Annotated in this window: 18 protein-coding genes; 6 read left to right on the top strand and 12 right to left on the bottom strand. The window is 58.4% G+C overall.

The window, feature by feature from the left end; translation table 11 throughout:
• The 3 genes from hflK to rpiA all read right to left on the bottom strand — a co-directional run bounded on the left by hflK (position 1) and on the right by rpiA (position 3,346).
• Positions 1-1,128 carry an FtsH protease activity modulator HflK gene (gene hflK / locus CLM58_RS05510; RefSeq protein ID WP_095594937.1) on the bottom strand — a complete coding sequence of 376 codons (1,128 nt, stop codon included), beginning with the start codon at positions 1,126-1,128 and terminating at the stop codon, positions 1-3.
• Between the two features lie 64 nt (positions 1,129-1,192).
• Positions 1,193-2,551, bottom strand: coding sequence for a glutathione-disulfide reductase (gor, locus tag CLM58_RS05505; protein WP_095594936.1), 1,359 nt, complete (start codon positions 2,549-2,551; stop codon positions 1,193-1,195).
• Positions 2,552-2,566: 15 nt separating this feature from the next.
• Positions 2,567-3,346, bottom strand: coding sequence for a ribose-5-phosphate isomerase RpiA (gene rpiA, locus CLM58_RS05500; protein ID WP_095594935.1), 780 nt, complete (start codon positions 3,344-3,346; stop codon positions 2,567-2,569).
• A 142-nt stretch (positions 3,347-3,488) separates the two neighbouring features.
• Here rpiA and CLM58_RS05495 point away from each other — a divergent pair, with 142 nt between their 5' ends.
• A complete protein-coding gene (locus CLM58_RS05495; protein ID WP_095594934.1) occupies positions 3,489-4,868 on the top strand; it encodes an L-serine ammonia-lyase in 1,380 nt (459 codons plus the stop codon).
• A gap of 76 nt (positions 4,869-4,944) precedes the next feature.
• Here the strand turns inward: CLM58_RS05495 and CLM58_RS05490 are convergent, their stop codons facing one another.
• Positions 4,945-5,613, bottom strand: a complete 669-nt coding sequence (locus tag CLM58_RS05490) for a thiamine diphosphokinase (protein ID WP_095594933.1) — start codon at positions 5,611-5,613, stop codon at positions 4,945-4,947.
• A 222-nt stretch (positions 5,614-5,835) separates the two neighbouring features.
• On the opposite strand from CLM58_RS05490, the gene CLM58_RS05485 reads away from it, so the two are divergent.
• A complete protein-coding gene (locus tag CLM58_RS05485; protein ID WP_158221859.1) occupies positions 5,836-7,341 on the top strand; it encodes a hypothetical protein in 1,506 nt (501 codons plus the stop codon).
• A gap of 9 nt (positions 7,342-7,350) precedes the next feature.
• Here CLM58_RS05485 and CLM58_RS05480 read toward each other — a convergent pair whose 3' ends face one another.
• Both CLM58_RS05480 and CLM58_RS05475 read right to left on the bottom strand, forming a co-directional pair.
• A complete protein-coding gene (locus CLM58_RS05480; protein WP_095594931.1) occupies positions 7,351-7,584 on the bottom strand; it encodes a DUF2842 domain-containing protein in 234 nt (77 codons plus the stop codon).
• Positions 7,584-8,879, bottom strand: a complete 1,296-nt coding sequence (locus tag CLM58_RS05475) for an adenylosuccinate synthase (protein WP_095594930.1) — start codon at positions 8,877-8,879, stop codon at positions 7,584-7,586. Before CLM58_RS05475 ends, CLM58_RS05480 begins: the two co-directional genes overlap by 1 nt.
• 134 nt (positions 8,880-9,013) lie before the next feature.
• Here CLM58_RS05475 and CLM58_RS05470 point away from each other — a divergent pair, with 134 nt between their 5' ends.
• Positions 9,014-9,415: a DUF6524 family protein gene (locus tag CLM58_RS05470; RefSeq protein ID WP_095594929.1), complete on the top strand. Its 402-nt coding sequence runs from the start codon at positions 9,014-9,016 to the stop codon at positions 9,413-9,415.
• A 47-nt stretch (positions 9,416-9,462) separates the two neighbouring features.
• Here CLM58_RS05470 and CLM58_RS05465 read toward each other — a convergent pair whose 3' ends face one another.
• From CLM58_RS05465 to CLM58_RS05455, 3 genes are read right to left on the bottom strand one after another with little or no spacing between them, the layout of a single operon-like run.
• Entirely contained in the window at positions 9,463-10,539 is a 1,077-nt protein-coding gene (locus CLM58_RS05465; protein WP_095594928.1) for a 5-(carboxyamino)imidazole ribonucleotide synthase, read from the bottom strand.
• Positions 10,532-11,020: a 5-(carboxyamino)imidazole ribonucleotide mutase gene (gene purE, locus CLM58_RS05460; protein ID WP_095594927.1), complete on the bottom strand. Its 489-nt coding sequence runs from the start codon at positions 11,018-11,020 to the stop codon at positions 10,532-10,534. Before purE ends, CLM58_RS05465 begins: the two co-directional genes overlap by 8 nt.
• Before the next feature lie 47 nt (positions 11,021-11,067).
• A complete protein-coding gene (locus CLM58_RS05455) occupies positions 11,068-11,271 on the bottom strand; it encodes a YdcH family protein (protein ID WP_373286808.1) in 204 nt (67 codons plus the stop codon).
• 191 nt (positions 11,272-11,462) lie between these two features.
• Here CLM58_RS05455 and CLM58_RS05450 point away from each other — a divergent pair, with 191 nt between their 5' ends.
• Both CLM58_RS05450 and CLM58_RS05445 read left to right on the top strand, forming a co-directional pair.
• Positions 11,463-11,876, top strand: a complete 414-nt coding sequence (locus CLM58_RS05450) for an Hsp20 family protein (RefSeq protein ID WP_095594925.1) — start codon at positions 11,463-11,465, stop codon at positions 11,874-11,876.
• Between the two features lie 7 nt (positions 11,877-11,883).
• The gene (locus CLM58_RS05445; RefSeq protein WP_095594924.1) at positions 11,884-12,111 is read left to right on the top strand and encodes a DUF1150 family protein; all 228 of its coding nucleotides are present in this window, start codon (positions 11,884-11,886) and stop codon (positions 12,109-12,111) included.
• 17 nt (positions 12,112-12,128) lie between these two features.
• Here CLM58_RS05445 and CLM58_RS05440 read toward each other — a convergent pair whose 3' ends face one another.
• Positions 12,129-13,067 carry a transcriptional regulator GcvA gene (locus tag CLM58_RS05440; RefSeq protein WP_095594923.1) on the bottom strand — a complete coding sequence of 313 codons (939 nt, stop codon included), beginning with the start codon at positions 13,065-13,067 and terminating at the stop codon, positions 12,129-12,131.
• A 109-nt stretch (positions 13,068-13,176) separates the two neighbouring features.
• Between CLM58_RS05440 and CLM58_RS17115 the strand changes: the two genes are divergently transcribed.
• The gene (locus CLM58_RS17115) at positions 13,177-13,347 is read left to right on the top strand and encodes a hypothetical protein (RefSeq protein ID WP_158221858.1); all 171 of its coding nucleotides are present in this window, start codon (positions 13,177-13,179) and stop codon (positions 13,345-13,347) included.
• Positions 13,348-13,428: 81 nt separating this feature from the next.
• On the opposite strand, the gene phbB is transcribed toward CLM58_RS17115, so the two are convergent.
• Together phbB and CLM58_RS05430 are read right to left on the bottom strand one after the other, a co-directional pair.
• The gene (gene phbB / locus CLM58_RS05435; protein WP_095594922.1) at positions 13,429-14,154 is read right to left on the bottom strand and encodes an acetoacetyl-CoA reductase; all 726 of its coding nucleotides are present in this window, start codon (positions 14,152-14,154) and stop codon (positions 13,429-13,431) included.
• A 173-nt stretch (positions 14,155-14,327) separates the two neighbouring features.
• On the bottom strand, positions 14,328-15,503 hold the full coding sequence (locus tag CLM58_RS05430; protein ID WP_095594921.1) for an acetyl-CoA C-acetyltransferase: 1,176 nt from the start codon (positions 15,501-15,503) through the stop codon (positions 14,328-14,330).
• Between the last annotated feature and the right edge of the window lie 43 nt (positions 15,504-15,546).

Here is a 15,546-nt window from a genome sequence, read left to right as displayed (position 1 = left end):
TTAGTTCCCTCCCGTGTTGGTGGCTGGCTTACGAAGCTCGTTCAGCGGCAGATATGGCACGACGCCCTGCCCCTGCCCTGTGTCTTCGAGGATGATCATGTTGGTTTCACCCAGAACCTGTTCCATCGTTTCAAGATACAGACGCTTCCGGGTCACTTCCGGCGCCTTCTTGTATTCGGTCAGAACGGCCGAGAAACGGCTGGCTTCACCTTCGGCCTCGTTCACGACTTGGGCGCGATAGGCTTCCGCTTCTTCCAGAATCTGCGCGGCTTCACCACGAGCCCCCGCAAGAACGCGGTTGGCATAGGCATCAGCTTGCTTCTGGGTCTGGTCGCGTTCCTGTTCAGCTGCCTGAACATCAAGGAAGGCGGCAATAACTTCGGTCGGCGGGTCGGCCTTGTCGAAGTTTACACGAACGATGTTCACGCCAGAATCGTAGCTGTCGAGCGTCAGTTGGATCAAATCCTTCAGACGGTCTGCAATCGGGCCACGATCCCGGTTCAGGATCGGCGACAGTTCCGATTGCGCGATAATCTCACGCATGGCCGATTCAGACACAGCCGCGATGGTGGGCTGCGGTTCGCGCAGGTTGAACAGGAACTTCGCAGCATCGTTGATGTTCCAGACCACCTGGAAGTCGATGTCGACGATGTTCTCGTCACCGGTCAGCATCAGGCCTGCATCGCCACCCGAACGACCAACACCGATGTCTTCGGTCTGTTCGCGGGTGACCGGCAGAATTTCTGCCACGGTCACAACAGGCCAAGGCGCGAAGTTCAGACCGGGCTGGCCGGTCTGCATATACTCACCAAGGAACAGCTCTACCGACTGTTCTTCTGGCTTTACCGTATAGACAGAGGCACCAAGCCACAGGCCAATCGCCACAAGACCGCCCACAAGGAAGGTCCCGCGCGAGAAGCCACCGCCGCCATCCGCGGGCGGGCGATTGCTGTTGCCGCCGCGGCCGCCCATCAGGACGCGCAGTTGTTCCTGACCCTTTTTCATCAGGTCATCAATTTCAGGGATCTGCGGGCCTTCATTGCCCGGCCCACGGCCTCCGCCGCGGTTGCCGCCGCCCCCATTGTTATTGGAGCCACCGCCCCAAGGTCCGCCATTATTTCCAGACATCTAGGTGTCTTCCCCCTTCGTGTCGCAATTCGTTACTTGTAAGTTGGTCACATCCTGCCCGAAATCAAGCAGTCCGCACAGGGTTCTTCAATGTAACCAGCTCTTCCGCCATGACCGGGTGAACGGCCACAGTGCGGTCGAAGTCCTCTTTCGTCGCGCCCATCTTGATGGCAACAGCCGCCAATTGGATCATTTCACCGGCATCAGGCGCCACGATATGGCACCCAAGAACCTTGCGTGTCGCCTGACTGACGATCAGCTTCATCAGCACGCGATCTTCGCGTCCAGCAAAGAGCGTCTGCATTGGGCGGAAAGCCGTGGCATACACTTCGATCGGTTCCTGCGCCGTTGCATCTTCCTCTGAAAGGCCGACGGTGCCAAGCTCTGGCTGTGTGAACACCGCACTTGCCACAAGCTCGTGGTCAGGCTTGGTCGGGTTGCCCTTAAAGACGGTTTCAACAAAAGCCGCGCCCTCGCGGATGGCGACGGGCGTCAGGTTGATCCGGTCGGTCACGTCGCCAACGGCATAGATCGACGGGATCTTGGTCTGGGAATACTCGTCCACCAGAACCTCGCCCTTGCGACCCAGCTCTAGCCCAAGCTCTTCCAGCCCCAGACCTTTGGTGTTTGGCACCCGGCCCGTGGCATACATGACCTTGTCAAAGTACATGTCGCGGCCATCGGTGGACTTCACCTTGATGCCCTCGTCGGTCTGTTCCATCGACATAACGTTCGTGCCCAGATGCAGGTTCACGCCGTCTTTGATCATCTGATCGGCAATATGTCCGCGCGCCTCACCATCGAAGCCACGCAGGATTTGCGCGCCGCGATAGTATTGCGTCACCTCAACACCCAAGCCATTCATAATGCAGGCGAATTCACAGGCGATAAAGCCACCGCCGACGATCAGAAGGCGCTTGGGCAATTCGTCCTGCAGGAACATTTCGTTCGAGGTCACAGCCAGCTCGGACCCCGTGAAATCGGGGATAAATGGCTGACCGCCTGTTGCCACCAGAATGTGCTTCGCCGAGAAGGTCACTCCGCTGGACAGCTTGACCGTGTGTGGGTCGACAATGGTCGCGCGGGCATCAAAAATCTGCACACCGGCTTTTTCAAGGTTGGTGCGATAGATGTTCTCTAGCCGGTCCAGTTCTGCATGCAGTTGTTCTTTGAACTTGGGCCAGTTGAACGCGCCAACAGAGGCGTCCCAGCCGTAGGCTTGCGCGTCTTCGATCTGTCCCGGATAGCCGGATGCAAAGACCATCAGTTTCTTTGGCACACAGCCGCGGATCACGCAGGTCCCGCCCATCCGGTATTCTTCTGCCAGACCCACTTTGGCCCCGGCCTCGCTCGAGGCCAAACGGGCCGCACGGACGCCGCCAGAGCCCCCACCGATGACAAACAGATCGAAATCAAAACTCATAGCGCAAATCCCGGCTTAGATATCTTTGAACAAGTTCGGCGCGCCCAGATCGACCGTGCCTTCCTCCATGATCTGCCCACCTAAGCCGCGGACTTCGACTTTTCCATCCTCATGGCCGATCACAACCACGTCACAAATGTCGATAAAGAGACCGTTCTCGACGACCCCGGGGATTTGATTGAGAATCAACGCCATGCGACGCGGATCACCAATGCGTTTCAGATGCAGGTCCAGCACCAGATTGCCTTCGTCGGTGATGAAAGGCTCGTCGCCCGACATGCGCAGGGTGATCTCTCGCCCGTCGACATCCAGATCCTCCAGCGCCTCTTCGATCAGGCCGCGCGTGGTTTTCCAACCGAAATTCAGAACCTCGACCGGCAGCGGGAAAGCCCCCAACTGCGGCACGTCTTTGGCCGCGTCTGCGATAACGATCATCCGCTCGCTGGCAGTGGCCACCACCTTTTCCTGCAGATGTGCGCCGCCGCCACCCTTGATAAGGTTCAGGTCCGGGTCAAATTCATCGGCCCCGTCGATGGTCAGATCCAGCCATTCGACCTCGTTCAGAGTGGACACTTTGATCCCTACTTCTTCGGCCAGCTGCGCCGTCCGGGTCGAGGTTGCAACGGCCACGATATTCAGCCCTTCGTCGCGCACGCGTTCGCCCAGACGTTTTACCATCCAGGCTGCGGTCGATCCGGTGCCCAGACCAACGCGCATCCCGTCTTTCACAAAGTCTACGGATTTCACGGCACAGGCGTATTTCGCCTTGTCGATCGGGGATAGTTCGCTGGACATGGTGCGGTCTCCTGAAATGTCCCAAGCCTTATAGAAAAGTTCTGCAAGGGCTGCGAGGCCCAATTGACCCTTTCAGTTCCATTTGCTTTCCCCGCCGTCGTAGCACATCTTGGCCTACAGCCGTGATGGGAGGCGGCGCGACATGTTCCTTTCCGTGTTTGAGATTTTCAAGGTCGGCATAGGCCCGTCATCGTCCCACACGATGGGGCCAATGGTAGCGGCCGGACGGTTTCTGGACCGGCTTCGCAACTCGCCTTTTGCGGCCAAAGGTCTGCGCGCGTCGCTGCACGGGTCGCTGGCCTTCACCGGCGTAGGCCATGCGACCGATCGGGCCACCATTCTTGGGTTGGCCGGGTTTGATCCGGTCAGCTATGACTTTGAAAGGGCTCAGGCCGCGCTAGCCGAGATCGCGAAGACACAGCAAGTGTCGCCCGAAGGTCTGGAGCCACTGCACTTCAACCCAGAAACCGACCTGATCTTCGACTATGATAACCCCCTGCCCGGCCACGCCAACGGGATGATCCTGATGGCCACCGATGCGCAGGGCGACGTGTTGCTGCAGGAAACCTATTACTCGATCGGGGGCGGTTTCGTGGTGACCGAGGAAGAACTGACCTCGGGGACGCCCCCCTCTGGCAGCGGCACCAAAAAGGTGCCCTTTGCATTCCAGTCGGCAAACGAAATGCTGGCGATGGCCCGGGAAAGCGGAAAAAGCATTGCCGAAATGAAATACGCAAACGAGCGGGTCTACCGAAGCGTCGCCGAGATCGACCTTGGTATGGACCAGCTTTGGCAGGTCATGAACGATTGTATCGACAGGGGTCTGGCAACCGAAGGCACACTGCCGGGCGGACTAAGCGTGCGCCGTCGGGCCAAGGCCATTCACACAGCGCTACAGGCGGAACGCGGGATGAACCTGACGGCCCCGCATGTGATCAATGATTGGATCAGCACCTACGCCATGGCGGTGAACGAAGAAAACGCTGCTGGTGGACAGGTTGTCACTTCCCCGACCAATGGCGCGGCTGGCGTCTTGCCCGCCACGATCAGATACTGGCTGGACCACGTCCCCGGCGCGACCACCGCGCGGGTACCAGAGTTCCTTTTGACCTCTGCCGCGATCGGCGGGTTGGTAAAACACAACGCCTCGATCTCGGGCGCCGAAGCCGGGTGTCAGGCCGAGGTCGGCTCTGCCAGCGCGATGGCCGCCGCGGGGCTGGCCGCTGTTCTGGGCGGCACGCCCGAGCAAGTAGAAAATGCCGCAGAAATCGCGCTGGAGCATCACTTGGGCATGACATGCGACCCGGTCAAAGGGCTTGTGCAAGTGCCTTGCATCGAACGGAACGGCCTTGGTGCGATCAAGGCTGTCTCTGCCGCATCGCTGGCCCTGCGTGGTGACGGGTCGCACTTTGTGCCGCTGGATGCCGCGATCGAAACGATGCGCCAGACCGGGGCCGATATGTCCGAGAAGTATAAGGAGACTTCGCTCGGCGGCCTCGCCGTCAACATCCCCAATTGCTGAGGTCTTCAGAAAGTTCACGGGCCGAGCTGCTCCGGGAAACATGCTGATCGCATGGCCCCTTCGCCTTGCACTATTCTCAGTCGTCGGCCTGCAGCGCCTTAACGACCTGTGGCAGAAATTCCCGAGGAAGAATAACCAGCAACCCATCGCCATCGGGCGCGACCTGAACAACGGGCTCGGTCGTTTTGTTAGAGGTCCCAATCATCCCGCCGGGTGAAAGCCGCAGCTCATCTATCGGCCACTGCAATCCCTGGCTTGTCCCACCCACCTCTTGCAAAGGAAAGAGTGAGACGCGAGTGCCAACCGGCAAAGCAAGATGCAACCTATGAGGGCAATGAAAGATCAGGTCCCCAGCGCCCAGAACAATACACTTTCGCTCTGGCTGTCGCAGCAAACCACTGAACACCGCCAACTGGTGATCCAGCCGATCCCCAGTAAATCCGACGGCAATGATCAGGGGGGCCTGAACCACTCTCAGACACTTGTCGAAGTCGGTGCTGTCCTGCTCTGGAATCTCCACGAAAGCCGAATCATCTAGCGAAGAACGCGTTTCTGGCAGGATGGAATCCATATCCCCGACGACCCAGCGTGGCGGAATTCCATACTCAAAGGCCCGATTTGCCCCACCGTCAGCAGCCACAAGCTCTGGCGCCAACGCCAGAGCCGTGGAAATATCTTCTTTCGAGGCGTCTCCGGCCCCCAGAAGCGTTACAAAACAGTTTGTTTCCAAAAGTGCGTCACTCATACTGCTATCTTTAGTAGGATTCAGGCTAAAGCCACAATGTGACCACGAATTGTTCTCGGTTATTTCGAATTGCCGTGCGAACAGTGGTAACCGGGGCATGTAAACCTTGGTATTTGTATCTGGTAAGAAAGTCGCTTTTGAATGACTAATTCGAACAAAATCTTAACCGTTTCATACGGAAACTTTTCCTGCACGTTGGAAGGGTTTGAAGATCCGTTCGCCATGATGAAAGCGATTACTGAATATTTCCGTGAACTAAGCGTTGAAGACACTCAACTTGGGGCTGCGCTGCCAAAGCCGACTCCAGACCAGTTAAAGCAGTTTGTCGAATCTCAGGGAGAGGAGCAGATTGATGCCTCTCGCGAGGGGGATACGCTTATCCTACGCGCTTCTCGTATTGTCTATGACACCGGGGAGACCAGCGAACTAGAAGATACCGTGACCACTCTGGATATTGACGCTTCCGAAGCGGCAGAGGCTGGCGCCGAAGCCCCCGAGGTAGACGCCAAAGACGAAGTGCGCGCGCACGAAGAGGCAGAGTTGGAACGCCGGGCCAAAGCACGGCTGATGGCCCTGCGCAAGGAACTGGATCCGTTGCTGGCAGAAAGTGCCGAGGACGAATCCAGCGACGCGCATGGCGATGCCGCTGGATCCAAGAAAGACCTTTTGCCAGAGATTTCCATGCGCGAGGATTCGATCTCGAGACTTTTGGACGAAGCGGACAATAAGATCGGCGGTGCTGAAAGTCGCCGTCGCAGTCAGTCCATCGCACACCTTAAGGCTGCTGTGGCAGCTTCGGCAGCTGATAAGGACGGCCGCCCCGAACGCGTGCGTATACGCGAAGAGCGTCAGAAAGACCCCTATCGCCGAGATCTTGCACGAGCCGTTGGAAAGTCGGACGAGCTTGAAAGAAGCTCTGCGGCCGAACGTCATCCGGCAGCCCACGGCCAAGCCCAAAGCGCGAAGCATGTCCCGCTGATGCTTGTGTCGAACCAGCGCGTCTCAGAAGACCTTGAGGTTGCTTCCGAAGTTGAAGTTGCTTCCGAAGAAGAGATCGTCGCAAAAGCAGTTGAGAAAGTTGCAGCCTCTGCTTCCGCAACAGCTGCAGAGGCCTATGCGCCAACTGCAGACCTTCAATACGGCTATGACGCCCCTACGCCCTCAACGCCGGAAGCGCCCGCGTCGCCCGAAGCCCCGTCTGTTACGGCCGAGGAAGTGCCTGAAGCTGTCACGCCACCTCTTGTGACGCCGGAAGAACCTGTTGAGGAACCGGAAGAGATCGAGGCGGAAGTAGAGTTGATGGAAGAGCAGGTCGCCGAAGAAGAGCCTGCTGTCGAAGAGGCCGCTGAACCGATGCCTACCAAGGCTGAGGCTGAGGCTGAGGCTGAGGCTGCAGAACCTGATGCGGAAGTCGCGTCAACTGAACCTGCCGAAGAAACCGATTCTCAGACTGGCGCCAGCTTCGGTGATTTTGCAGCACAGCATAATGCAAAAGCCTTGCCAGAGCTTTTGGAAGCCGCCGTGGCCTTTGCACAGCAGCAGTCCGATGTGGACGAAGCACTGCGCCCGCAAGTGATGAAGCTTGTGGCCGAGCACCTTGGCGGCAGCTATGAGCGCGATGAAGCAATGCGTGTTTTCGGTACGCTGTTGCGTGAAGGCCGGATTGAAAAGCTGCCCAAAGGGCGGTTCACCGTGCCGGCCAACTCTGCGCTAAGGGACCACGCCTAAGCGGCGTGGTCAGTCTTGGTCGCTGTCCTGCGAGTCGGGATCGGCCTGACCAACCCCCCGAAAGATGAACTTGAACGGGAATGCCCAGGCCACGCCTAGGGCAATGTAGACGATCAGCTCGACCAACAGGCTGGGCCGGCCGAGCAGGTTCAAGATCGTCACCGCCGCCACGATATAGACGGGCAGCCCGACCACAAGAATCAGCAGCGCCAGACGGCGGCGGAATTTATAGCTCAGCGCCATCAGTCAGCGAAGGGATCGGTGACAAGGATGGTGTCCTCGCGCTCGGGCGAGGTCGACAGAAGCGCGACCGGGCAATCGATCAGCTCTTCGACGCGACGAACGTATTTGATCGCGTTGGCGGGCAGATCTGCCCAGCTGCGCGCGCCTTCGGTCGATTCGCTCCAACCCGGCATCTCTTCATAGATGGGGGTACAGCGCGCCTGCTGATCGGCGGCGGTTGGCAGATAATCCAGACGTTCGCCGTCCAGATCATAGCCCACGCAGATCTTCAGGGTTTCGAACCCGTCCAACACGTCCAGCTTGGTCAACGAGATACCGGTGACGCCCGATGTCGCGCAGGTCTGGCGGACCAAAGCGGCGTCAAACCAGCCACAGCGGCGCTTGCGGCCAGTGGTGGTGCCGAACTCGTGGCCGCGCTCGCCCAGACGCTGGCCGTCTTCGTCGTCCAGCTCGGTCGGGAACGGGCCCTCACCGACGCGGGTGGTATAGGCTTTCACGATTCCAAGAACATAGTCGATCGAGCCCGGGCCGATGCCGACACCGGTTGCGGCCTGACCTGCGATCACATTGGACGAGGTCACGAAAGGATAAGTTCCGAAGTCGATATCCAGCAACGCGCCTTGCGCACCCTCGAACAGGATACGTTTACCGGCTTTACGCTTTTCGTTCAGCACTTTCCAAACCGGAGCGGCAAATTTCAGGATCTCAGGTGCGATCTCTTTCAGTTGAGCAATCAGCGCTTCGCGGTCGATGGGTTCAACACCCAAACCTTTGCGCAGCGGATCATGGTGCTGAAGGGCGCGGTCAACGCGGGCCTCCAGTGTCGCCTCATCCGCAAGGTCCGCAACGCGGATGGCGCGGCGGCCGACTTTGTCTTCGTAGCAGGGACCGATACCGCGACCGGTGGTGCCGATCTTGGTACCCTTCGAGGCCGCCTCTTCCCGCGCGCGATCCAATTCGCCGTGGAACGGCAGGATCAGCGGCGTGTTCTCGGCGATCATCAGGGTCTCGGGCGAAATTTCGACGCCTTGCTCGGTGACCGTGGCAATCTCTTTCACAAGGTTCCACGGATCCAGCACAACCCCGTTGCCGATGACCGACAGCTTGCCGCCACGCACCACACCCGAGGGCAGCGCGTGCAGCTTGTAGACCTTACCGTCAATGACCAGCGTGTGCCCTGCGTTATGACCACCCTGGAACCGCGCAATGATATCTGCACGCTCCGAGAGCCAGTCTACGATCTTGCCTTTTCCCTCGTCGCCCCACTGGGCCCCGACGACAACAACATTGGCCATGTCTGATCCTTGAATTCTTGGAAAACCCGCGTCGGTATAACGATCCTGACGGCGCACGCAAACCGGAAAATGTACTTCAGGCTGGACAGGTGCCCCAGTATCCGGCACCAATTTGCCAAATAGTGGAGTTTCCTATGACCCAGATCCTTTTGCGTTGGGCGTTTGCCTTTGTTCTTTTGACCCTGACCTACAACCCAACCAGCCTGAATTACGTGGCCTGGGCGGAAGCGAATTATTCCGAAAGCTTGCCGATTGTGCTGTTGTTGGGCCTGATCCTTCTGGTCGGCTATATCGTCTATCTGCGCGCCACGTTACGGTCGATCGGTGTGTTTGGGATGGCGCTTGTCGCAGCCGTTGTCGGCGCGTTGATCTGGGTGCTGATCGATTGGGGCTGGCTGACGCTGGATAATCCCAGCCTGAACCTGTGGATCGGCATTTTGGCGACCTCTCTGGTTCTTGGTATTGGGCTAAGCTGGTCACTTATCCGCCGCCGCTTGTCGGGTCAGGTCGATATCGACGACATCGACGAAGGATGAGAAAAGGGGGCCGCGGCCCCCTTATTCATTTCAACTTTTCACTCTGGTTATTTGGCCGCACCGATATAGCGGTTGATGTGCCCCATCTTGCGACCGGGGCGCGCTTCGGCCTTGCCGTAAAGGTGGATCGCGGTCTTGCTGTCTTTCGCGTAGTCAGGAACCGCGTCTACGTCATCACCAATCAGGTTCAACATTTCGATATCCGAATGCCGCGTCCCGTCGCCCAAGGGCCAGCCGACCACTGCACGAATGTGCTGTTCGAACTGGTCGATGGAGCAGCCGTTCTGGGTCCAGTGACCAGAGTTATGCACCCGCGGGGCGATCTCGTTCACGATCAGGCCCTCTGGCGTGACGAACAGTTCAACGCCCATGACGCCGACATAAGACAGCTTGTTCAGGATCTGCGCCGCCAGCAGCACCGCGTCGGTCCGCTGTTTGACGGTCAATTGAGCCGGAACAGTGGTCGTGTGCAGGATACCATCCTTGTGGACGTTTTGACCGGGATCGAAACAAGCGACACGACCATCAAGGCTGCGCGCTGCAATCACCGAGACCTCGTGCGAGAAATTGACAAAGCCTTCATAAATCGCGGGGGCGCCCGCCATATCGGCCAGCGCCTTTTCCGCATCCTCAGGGCCATTGATCCGCGCCTGACCTTTGCCGTCATAGCCAAAGCGACGGGTTTTCAGAATCGCAGGGGCGCCGATTTCTTCCAGCGCTTCGGCCAGATCGACCTCATCATCCACAGCCGCGAAAGGCGCGGTTTGCAGGCCAAGATCGGTCAGGAACGCCTTTTCGATCAGGCGATCCTGCGACACACGCAGGGCGTCGCGGCCCGGGCGCACGGGGCGCAGGGCTTCCAGCGTGTCCAGCGCCGCAGTGGGGATGTTTTCAAACTCATAGGTGATGACATCCACGCTTTCAGCAAAGGCCTTCAGCGCATCAAGGTCATCATAGGACGCCGTCGTCACCTGATCGGCCACCTGACCCGCAGGCGGGTTCGCTCCGGGCTCAAAAATATGCGTTTTAAACCCAAGACGGGACGCCGCGACCGACAGCATGCGACCCAGTTGGCCGCCGCCCAGAATGCCAATGGTTGCACCGGATTGCAGAGCCTCAGTCATCGCTTGGCACCTCGGGGATCGAGGCCGACAGATCGTCGCGCCATTTATCAAGACGCGCGGCAAGCTCTGCGTCGCTATTGGCAAGGATACCAGCCGCCATCAGCCCCGCGTTGGCCGCACCGGCCGCGCCGATGGCCATGGTCGCCACGGGGAAACCCTTGGGCATCTGAACAATCGAATAAAGGCTGTCGACACCCGAAAGCGCCTTGGTCTGCACAGGCACGCCAACCACGGGCACGCGGGTTTTAGAGGCCATCATGCCGGGCAAGTGCGCAGCACCCCCGGCCCCGGCAATAATCACCTCTAGACCGCGATCAACGGCGGTCTTGCCATAGTCCCATAGACGGTCGGGTGTGCGGTGGGCCGAGACGATACGGGCCTCGTAAGCCACGCCGAGTTCATCCAGAATATCTGCTGCCAGTTTCATGGTCGGCCAATCGGATTGGCTGCCCATGATGATGCCCACTTTCACTTGCGACATTTAAGCCCCCGTCGTTTCGGAAGCGGCAATATACAAAGATGCTGACGTTACGCAATAATATCAGGGGTCAAACGGTCCTCGATCACAGCAATCCGGTCCTTCAGGCCCAGCTTTTGCTTTTTCAGACGTTTGACAGTGAACTGACAGGACGCGCCGCCCTTTTCTTCGAGCGCGCGAATGGCTTCGTCCAGATCACGGTGTTCGCGGCGCAGGACCTCTAGCTTGACGCGCAGGACCTCGTCGCTGTTCATTTCGCTGGCAATGTTCACGAATTGCCTCTCAACCCCAACAACATTGTTGAAATCATACGCCTCTTCGAACTGAAAGGCAAAGCTTGCAGGGCTTGTAGTTCGGCTTTCTCCGCCCCATATTTCCTAACAGAAGCGGTCGCCTCTTTTGGGGCCGCACCAATCAGGTCGCTTGACGTTAAGGACTTGCTGCAATGACGAAGCTTACTTTGGGGTCTCACCCCTATCTTCTTGGGTTTGAACAGCTGGAGCGTTTGATGGAACGCACTGCAAAAACCGGGAACGAAGGTTATCCTCCTTTCAATATCGAACAGACCTCGGACCACGGGTACCGCATTACGCTTGCCGTTGCCGGTTTCCGCGAAGAGGACCTGTCGATCACGGTCGAGGACAGCCAACTGGTGATTCGTGGTCGCAATTCTGACGACGGTGATGATCGTGTGTTCCTGCATCGCGGGATTGCCGCGCGCCAGTTCCAGCGCAGTTTTGTGCTGGCGGATGGCGTCGAAGTCGCAGGCGCCACGATGGAGCACGGTTTGCTGCATGTGGACCTGAAGCGATCGGTTCCGGAAACCGTCGTTCAGACAATCAAGATCAACCAAGGGTAAGAGGCAGATGAATACGAGTTTTGAATTCTCCGAAGAGATGGAAAACGGCATCGTCTACGTCCGCGAAGTCGCAGTCGAAGATCTGCCAGAAGAGGTACAGGAACGCGCCGAGGGGGCAAAGACCCTGTTCGCGGTCCACAACGCACAGGGCGAACCTCTGGCGCTGGCCACCAACCGTCGCGAAGCCTTTTTCATGGCGCGCGAGAACAACTTTGCACCTGTAAGCGTGCACTAAACCTTTGACCGGTCGGCCTAGCCGACCGGGACGATGGTCAATTGCTCGTGTACCGACGCGGTCTTTTCGACCTCTGACAGCATCCAATCCAAAAACGCTGCAATATGGGGACGGGTCTCTGTCCCTTTGCGGCAGACAAAGCGATAATGCGCCCGCGTCTCTATTGCGAGACCATAAGGCGCGACCAGCTTGCCTTCGTGCAAATCCTTCACGGTGATTGACCGACGCCCCAAAACAACTCCTGCCCCGGCGATGGCGGCATCCACCGCGTGATCGGAATTGGAAAAATGGGGACCATGGGTCGGTGTGAAATCGACGCCGGCCTTTTCAAGCCAGGCAGACCAGCCGACGGGGTTGGCAAGAAAGTCCAACGAGTCATCAAAAAGGATCGGCGCATCGCGCAGGGATTCGGGCGTAGGAAAGTCCTTTGCCATTTCAGGCGACATCACCGGCGTAACCCACTCGCGCGCAAAAGGTTGGGACCAGAGCGAGGGGTCCTCCTGTTCGTGCAAACCAAACCGGATGGCGACATCCACTTCATCCAACTCAAAATCCATCACCCTGAGCGAGGCCGTGAACCGAAGGTCGACCTCTGGATTGGCGCGGGCGAACTCATATAGCCGAGGCGCCAGCCACTTGGCCGTAAATGCGGGGCCAGCCGTGACACTCAACGTGGTTTCATTCTGCAATCGCCGCGCTGCGCGCCACGCAGCAGTCAGGGTCTGAAAGCCTTCGGTTACCCCCGGTGACAACACGCGCCCAGCTTCAGTCAATTTCACCGCGCGGTTCAGCCGGATGAACAAAGGCTGTCCCAAATACTCTTCCAGCGACTTGATCTGGAAGGACAGTGCAGCCGGGGTCACATTCAATTCATCCGCAGCCTTGGCAAAAGACATGTGTCGGGCTGCTGCTTCAAAAGCACGCAAGGCGGTCAAAGGGGGAAGTCGATCAGTCATTTCACTTAAGTATATCTAAATTGAAATGATGAAAAGTCTCGTTTGTTAACTGAATTACAAAACCTCATATTAAAATCACTTCAACAATACTAATCCACGAGGCTAACAAATGTTCGAAATACCCACCAATGCTCGCCAAGCCGAGGCCATCCGCATCGCGCACGCCGAACGTGCCCGTGTTTTTGCCAAGGTCTTTGGCACGATCTTCAACCTGCAGTCTTGGGCAAAGGTGCTGCCGCGCCGCCACTCGACCAGCATGGGCATTCAGCCAACCGCCTGACACCGCAGAGAGCTAATAAGTCACGACAAAAAGAAAGGGCCGCTCGATCGAGCGGCCCCTCTTCTGTTCTGTGCGAAGTTCTTAGACGAAGAACTGACCGCCGTTCGCCGAGATGGTCGAACCGTTGATGAAACCAGCATCGTCCGAGGCCAGGAAGGTCACGCAGCGTGCGATTTCTTCCGGCTCGCCCAGACGGCCAGCAGGGATCTGCGGGATGATGCGTTCGTTCAGAACTTTCTCGGGGATCGCGCGAACCATTTCGGTGCCGATGTAGCCCGGGCAGATTGCGTTGGCAGTGATGCCTTTCGCAGCGCCTTCCTGCGCCAGCGATTTCACGATGCCCAGATCGCCCGCTTTGGTCGCGGCATAGTTCACCTGACCCGCTTGGCCTTTCTGGCCGTTGATCGAAGAGATCACGATGACGCGGCCAAAGCCACGCTCACGCATGCCCGGCCATACCGGACGCACGGTGTTGAAAACACCGGTCAGGTTAGTCGCGACAACTTTGTTCCACTGTTCGGGGGTCATCTTGTGGAAGAAACCGTCCCAAGTGATGCCCGCGTTGGCTACAACAACGTCGACCGGGCCCAGATCGGCCTCGACCTGCGCGATGCCTGCTGCGCTGGCTTCGTAGTCCGCAACGTCCCACTTGTAGGTCTTGATACCGGTTGCTTCGGTGAAGGCAGCGGCCTTCTCGTCATTGCCTGCGTAAGTGGCGGCCACTTGATAGCCCTCCGCTTTCAGGGCTTTCGAAATGGCTTCACCGATACCGCGCGAACCGCCGGTGACGAGTGCTACTTTTGCCATGGTCTGTCTCCTCCGTAATAGGTCAACAAGTTTGTTGTATTTACGGGCCTTTCCTTAACGCACCTGCCCTCCTCGAGGCAGTGGGCCTATGGAATGTCCGCTATGTGTTTTGGGAATAGTCTAGGGCCAAACCCCAAAGGAATGGGGCAGGTTGTCCCTGCCCCAACTTTTCCTTAGGCGCGTTCCAGACACATGGCGACGCCCATGCCGCCACCGATGCAGAGGGTCGCAAGGCCCTTCTTGGCATCCGAACGCTTCATTTCGAACAGCAGGGTGTTCAGGATACGGCAGCCCGAGGCGCCGATCGGGTGACCGATCGCGATGGCGCCGCCGTTGACGTTTACCTTCGAGGTATCCCAGCCCATGTCTTTGTTCACGGCGCAAGCCTGCGCAGCAAAAGCTTCGTTGGCTTCGATCAGGTCCAGATCGTCGGCCTTCCAGCCCGCTTTATCCAGCGCTTTGCGCGATGCGTAGATCGGGCCGACACCCATGACCGACGGGTCCAGACCCGCGGTTGCGTAGGATGCGATACGTGCCAGCGGCTCCAGACCACGCTTCTCGGCCTCATCTGCCGACATCAGCAGAACAGCCGCTGCACCGTCGTTCAGGCCCGAGGCGTTTGCCGCGGTGACCGAACCGTCGCGGGTGAAGGCCGGGCGCATCTTGGCCATGGCTTCTAGGTTCGCACCGTGGCGGATGTACTCGTCGCTATCGACGATGATGTCGCCTTTGCGGGTTTTCACGGTGAAGGGGATGATCTCGTCCACGAATTTGCCGGCTTTCTGTGCGGCTTCGGCTTTGTTCTGCGAACCGACAGCGAACTCGTCCTGCATGTCGCGGCTGATCTGCCACTGCTCGGCAACGTTTTCCGCAGTCTGACCCATGTGATAGCCGTTGAAGGCGTCCCACAGACCATCTTTGATCATCGAGTCGATCATTTTCATGTCGCCCATCTTCTGGCCGGCACGCAGGTGTGCAACGTGGGGCGACAGGGTCATGTTCTCTTGACCGCCTGCAGCAACGATGGCCGCATCACCAAGCTGAATGTGCTGAGCACCCAGAGCAACGGCGCGAAGGCCCGAACCACAAACCTGGTTGATACCCCAAGCCGCCGACTCGATCGGCAGACCGGCGTTCACGTGTGCCTGACGCGCCGGGTTCTGGCCTTGGCCACCGGTCAGAACCTGACCGAGGATCGTTTCCGAAACTTCCGCCTTGTCGATACCGGCACGCGCAACGATGCCCTCCAGAACGGCGGCGCCCATTTCGTGAGCCGGAGTGTTTGCGAAAGAGCCGCCAAAGCTGCCAACAGCAGTCCGGCCCGCGGATACGATCACTACATTTGTCATGGGGGTGTCCTTTCCCTAGGTGACCAGGGCGCGCTCCCAAATA

Source organism: Actibacterium pelagium, assembly GCF_002285415.1.
GTDB classification, from domain to species: domain Bacteria; phylum Pseudomonadota; class Alphaproteobacteria; order Rhodobacterales; family Rhodobacteraceae; genus Actibacterium_B; species Actibacterium_B pelagium.
Note: the sequence above shows the minus strand (reverse complement) of the source record. Positions and strands in the feature narration are given on the sequence as shown.

What these genes read in the sequence shown, in the direction of transcription:
- CLM58_RS05480 (WP_095594931.1), bottom strand. Translation starts at nt 7,584, where the DNA reads ATGGCGCTGAGCTATAAATTCCGCCGCCGTCTGGCGCTGCTGATTCTT.
- CLM58_RS05465 (WP_095594928.1), bottom strand. Translation starts at nt 10,539, where the DNA reads ATGACTGAGGCTCTGCAATCCGGTGCAACCATTGGCATTCTGGGCGGC.
- gor (WP_095594936.1), bottom strand. Translation starts at nt 2,551, where the DNA reads ATGAGTTTTGATTTCGATCTGTTTGTCATCGGTGGGGGCTCTGGCGGC.
- CLM58_RS17115 (WP_158221858.1), top strand. Translation starts at nt 13,177, where the DNA reads ATGTTCGAAATACCCACCAATGCTCGCCAAGCCGAGGCCATCCGCATC.
- CLM58_RS05470 (WP_095594929.1), top strand. Translation starts at nt 9,014, where the DNA reads ATGACCCAGATCCTTTTGCGTTGGGCGTTTGCCTTTGTTCTTTTGACC.
- rpiA (WP_095594935.1), bottom strand. Translation starts at nt 3,346, where the DNA reads ATGTCCAGCGAACTATCCCCGATCGACAAGGCGAAATACGCCTGTGCC.
- CLM58_RS05430 (WP_095594921.1), bottom strand. Translation starts at nt 15,503, where the DNA reads ATGACAAATGTAGTGATCGTATCCGCGGGCCGGACTGCTGTTGGCAGC.
- purE (WP_095594927.1), bottom strand. Translation starts at nt 11,020, where the DNA reads ATGTCGCAAGTGAAAGTGGGCATCATCATGGGCAGCCAATCCGATTGG.
- CLM58_RS05490 (WP_095594933.1), bottom strand. Translation starts at nt 5,613, where the DNA reads ATGAGTGACGCACTTTTGGAAACAAACTGTTTTGTAACGCTTCTGGGG.
- CLM58_RS05495 (WP_095594934.1), top strand. Translation starts at nt 3,489, where the DNA reads ATGTTCCTTTCCGTGTTTGAGATTTTCAAGGTCGGCATAGGCCCGTCA.
- hflK (WP_095594937.1), bottom strand. Translation starts at nt 1,128, where the DNA reads ATGTCTGGAAATAATGGCGGACCTTGGGGCGGTGGCTCCAATAACAAT.
- CLM58_RS05475 (WP_095594930.1), bottom strand. Translation starts at nt 8,879, where the DNA reads ATGGCCAATGTTGTTGTCGTCGGGGCCCAGTGGGGCGACGAGGGAAAA.
- CLM58_RS05445 (WP_095594924.1), top strand. Translation starts at nt 11,884, where the DNA reads ATGAATACGAGTTTTGAATTCTCCGAAGAGATGGAAAACGGCATCGTC.
- CLM58_RS05455 (WP_373286808.1), bottom strand. Translation starts at nt 11,271, where the DNA reads ATGAACAGCGACGAGGTCCTGCGCGTCAAGCTAGAGGTCCTGCGCCGC.
- CLM58_RS05450 (WP_095594925.1), top strand. Translation starts at nt 11,463, where the DNA reads ATGACGAAGCTTACTTTGGGGTCTCACCCCTATCTTCTTGGGTTTGAA.
- CLM58_RS05440 (WP_095594923.1), bottom strand. Translation starts at nt 13,067, where the DNA reads ATGACTGATCGACTTCCCCCTTTGACCGCCTTGCGTGCTTTTGAAGCA.
- CLM58_RS05485 (WP_158221859.1), top strand. Translation starts at nt 5,836, where the DNA reads ATGATGAAAGCGATTACTGAATATTTCCGTGAACTAAGCGTTGAAGAC.
- phbB (WP_095594922.1), bottom strand. Translation starts at nt 14,154, where the DNA reads ATGGCAAAAGTAGCACTCGTCACCGGCGGTTCGCGCGGTATCGGTGAA.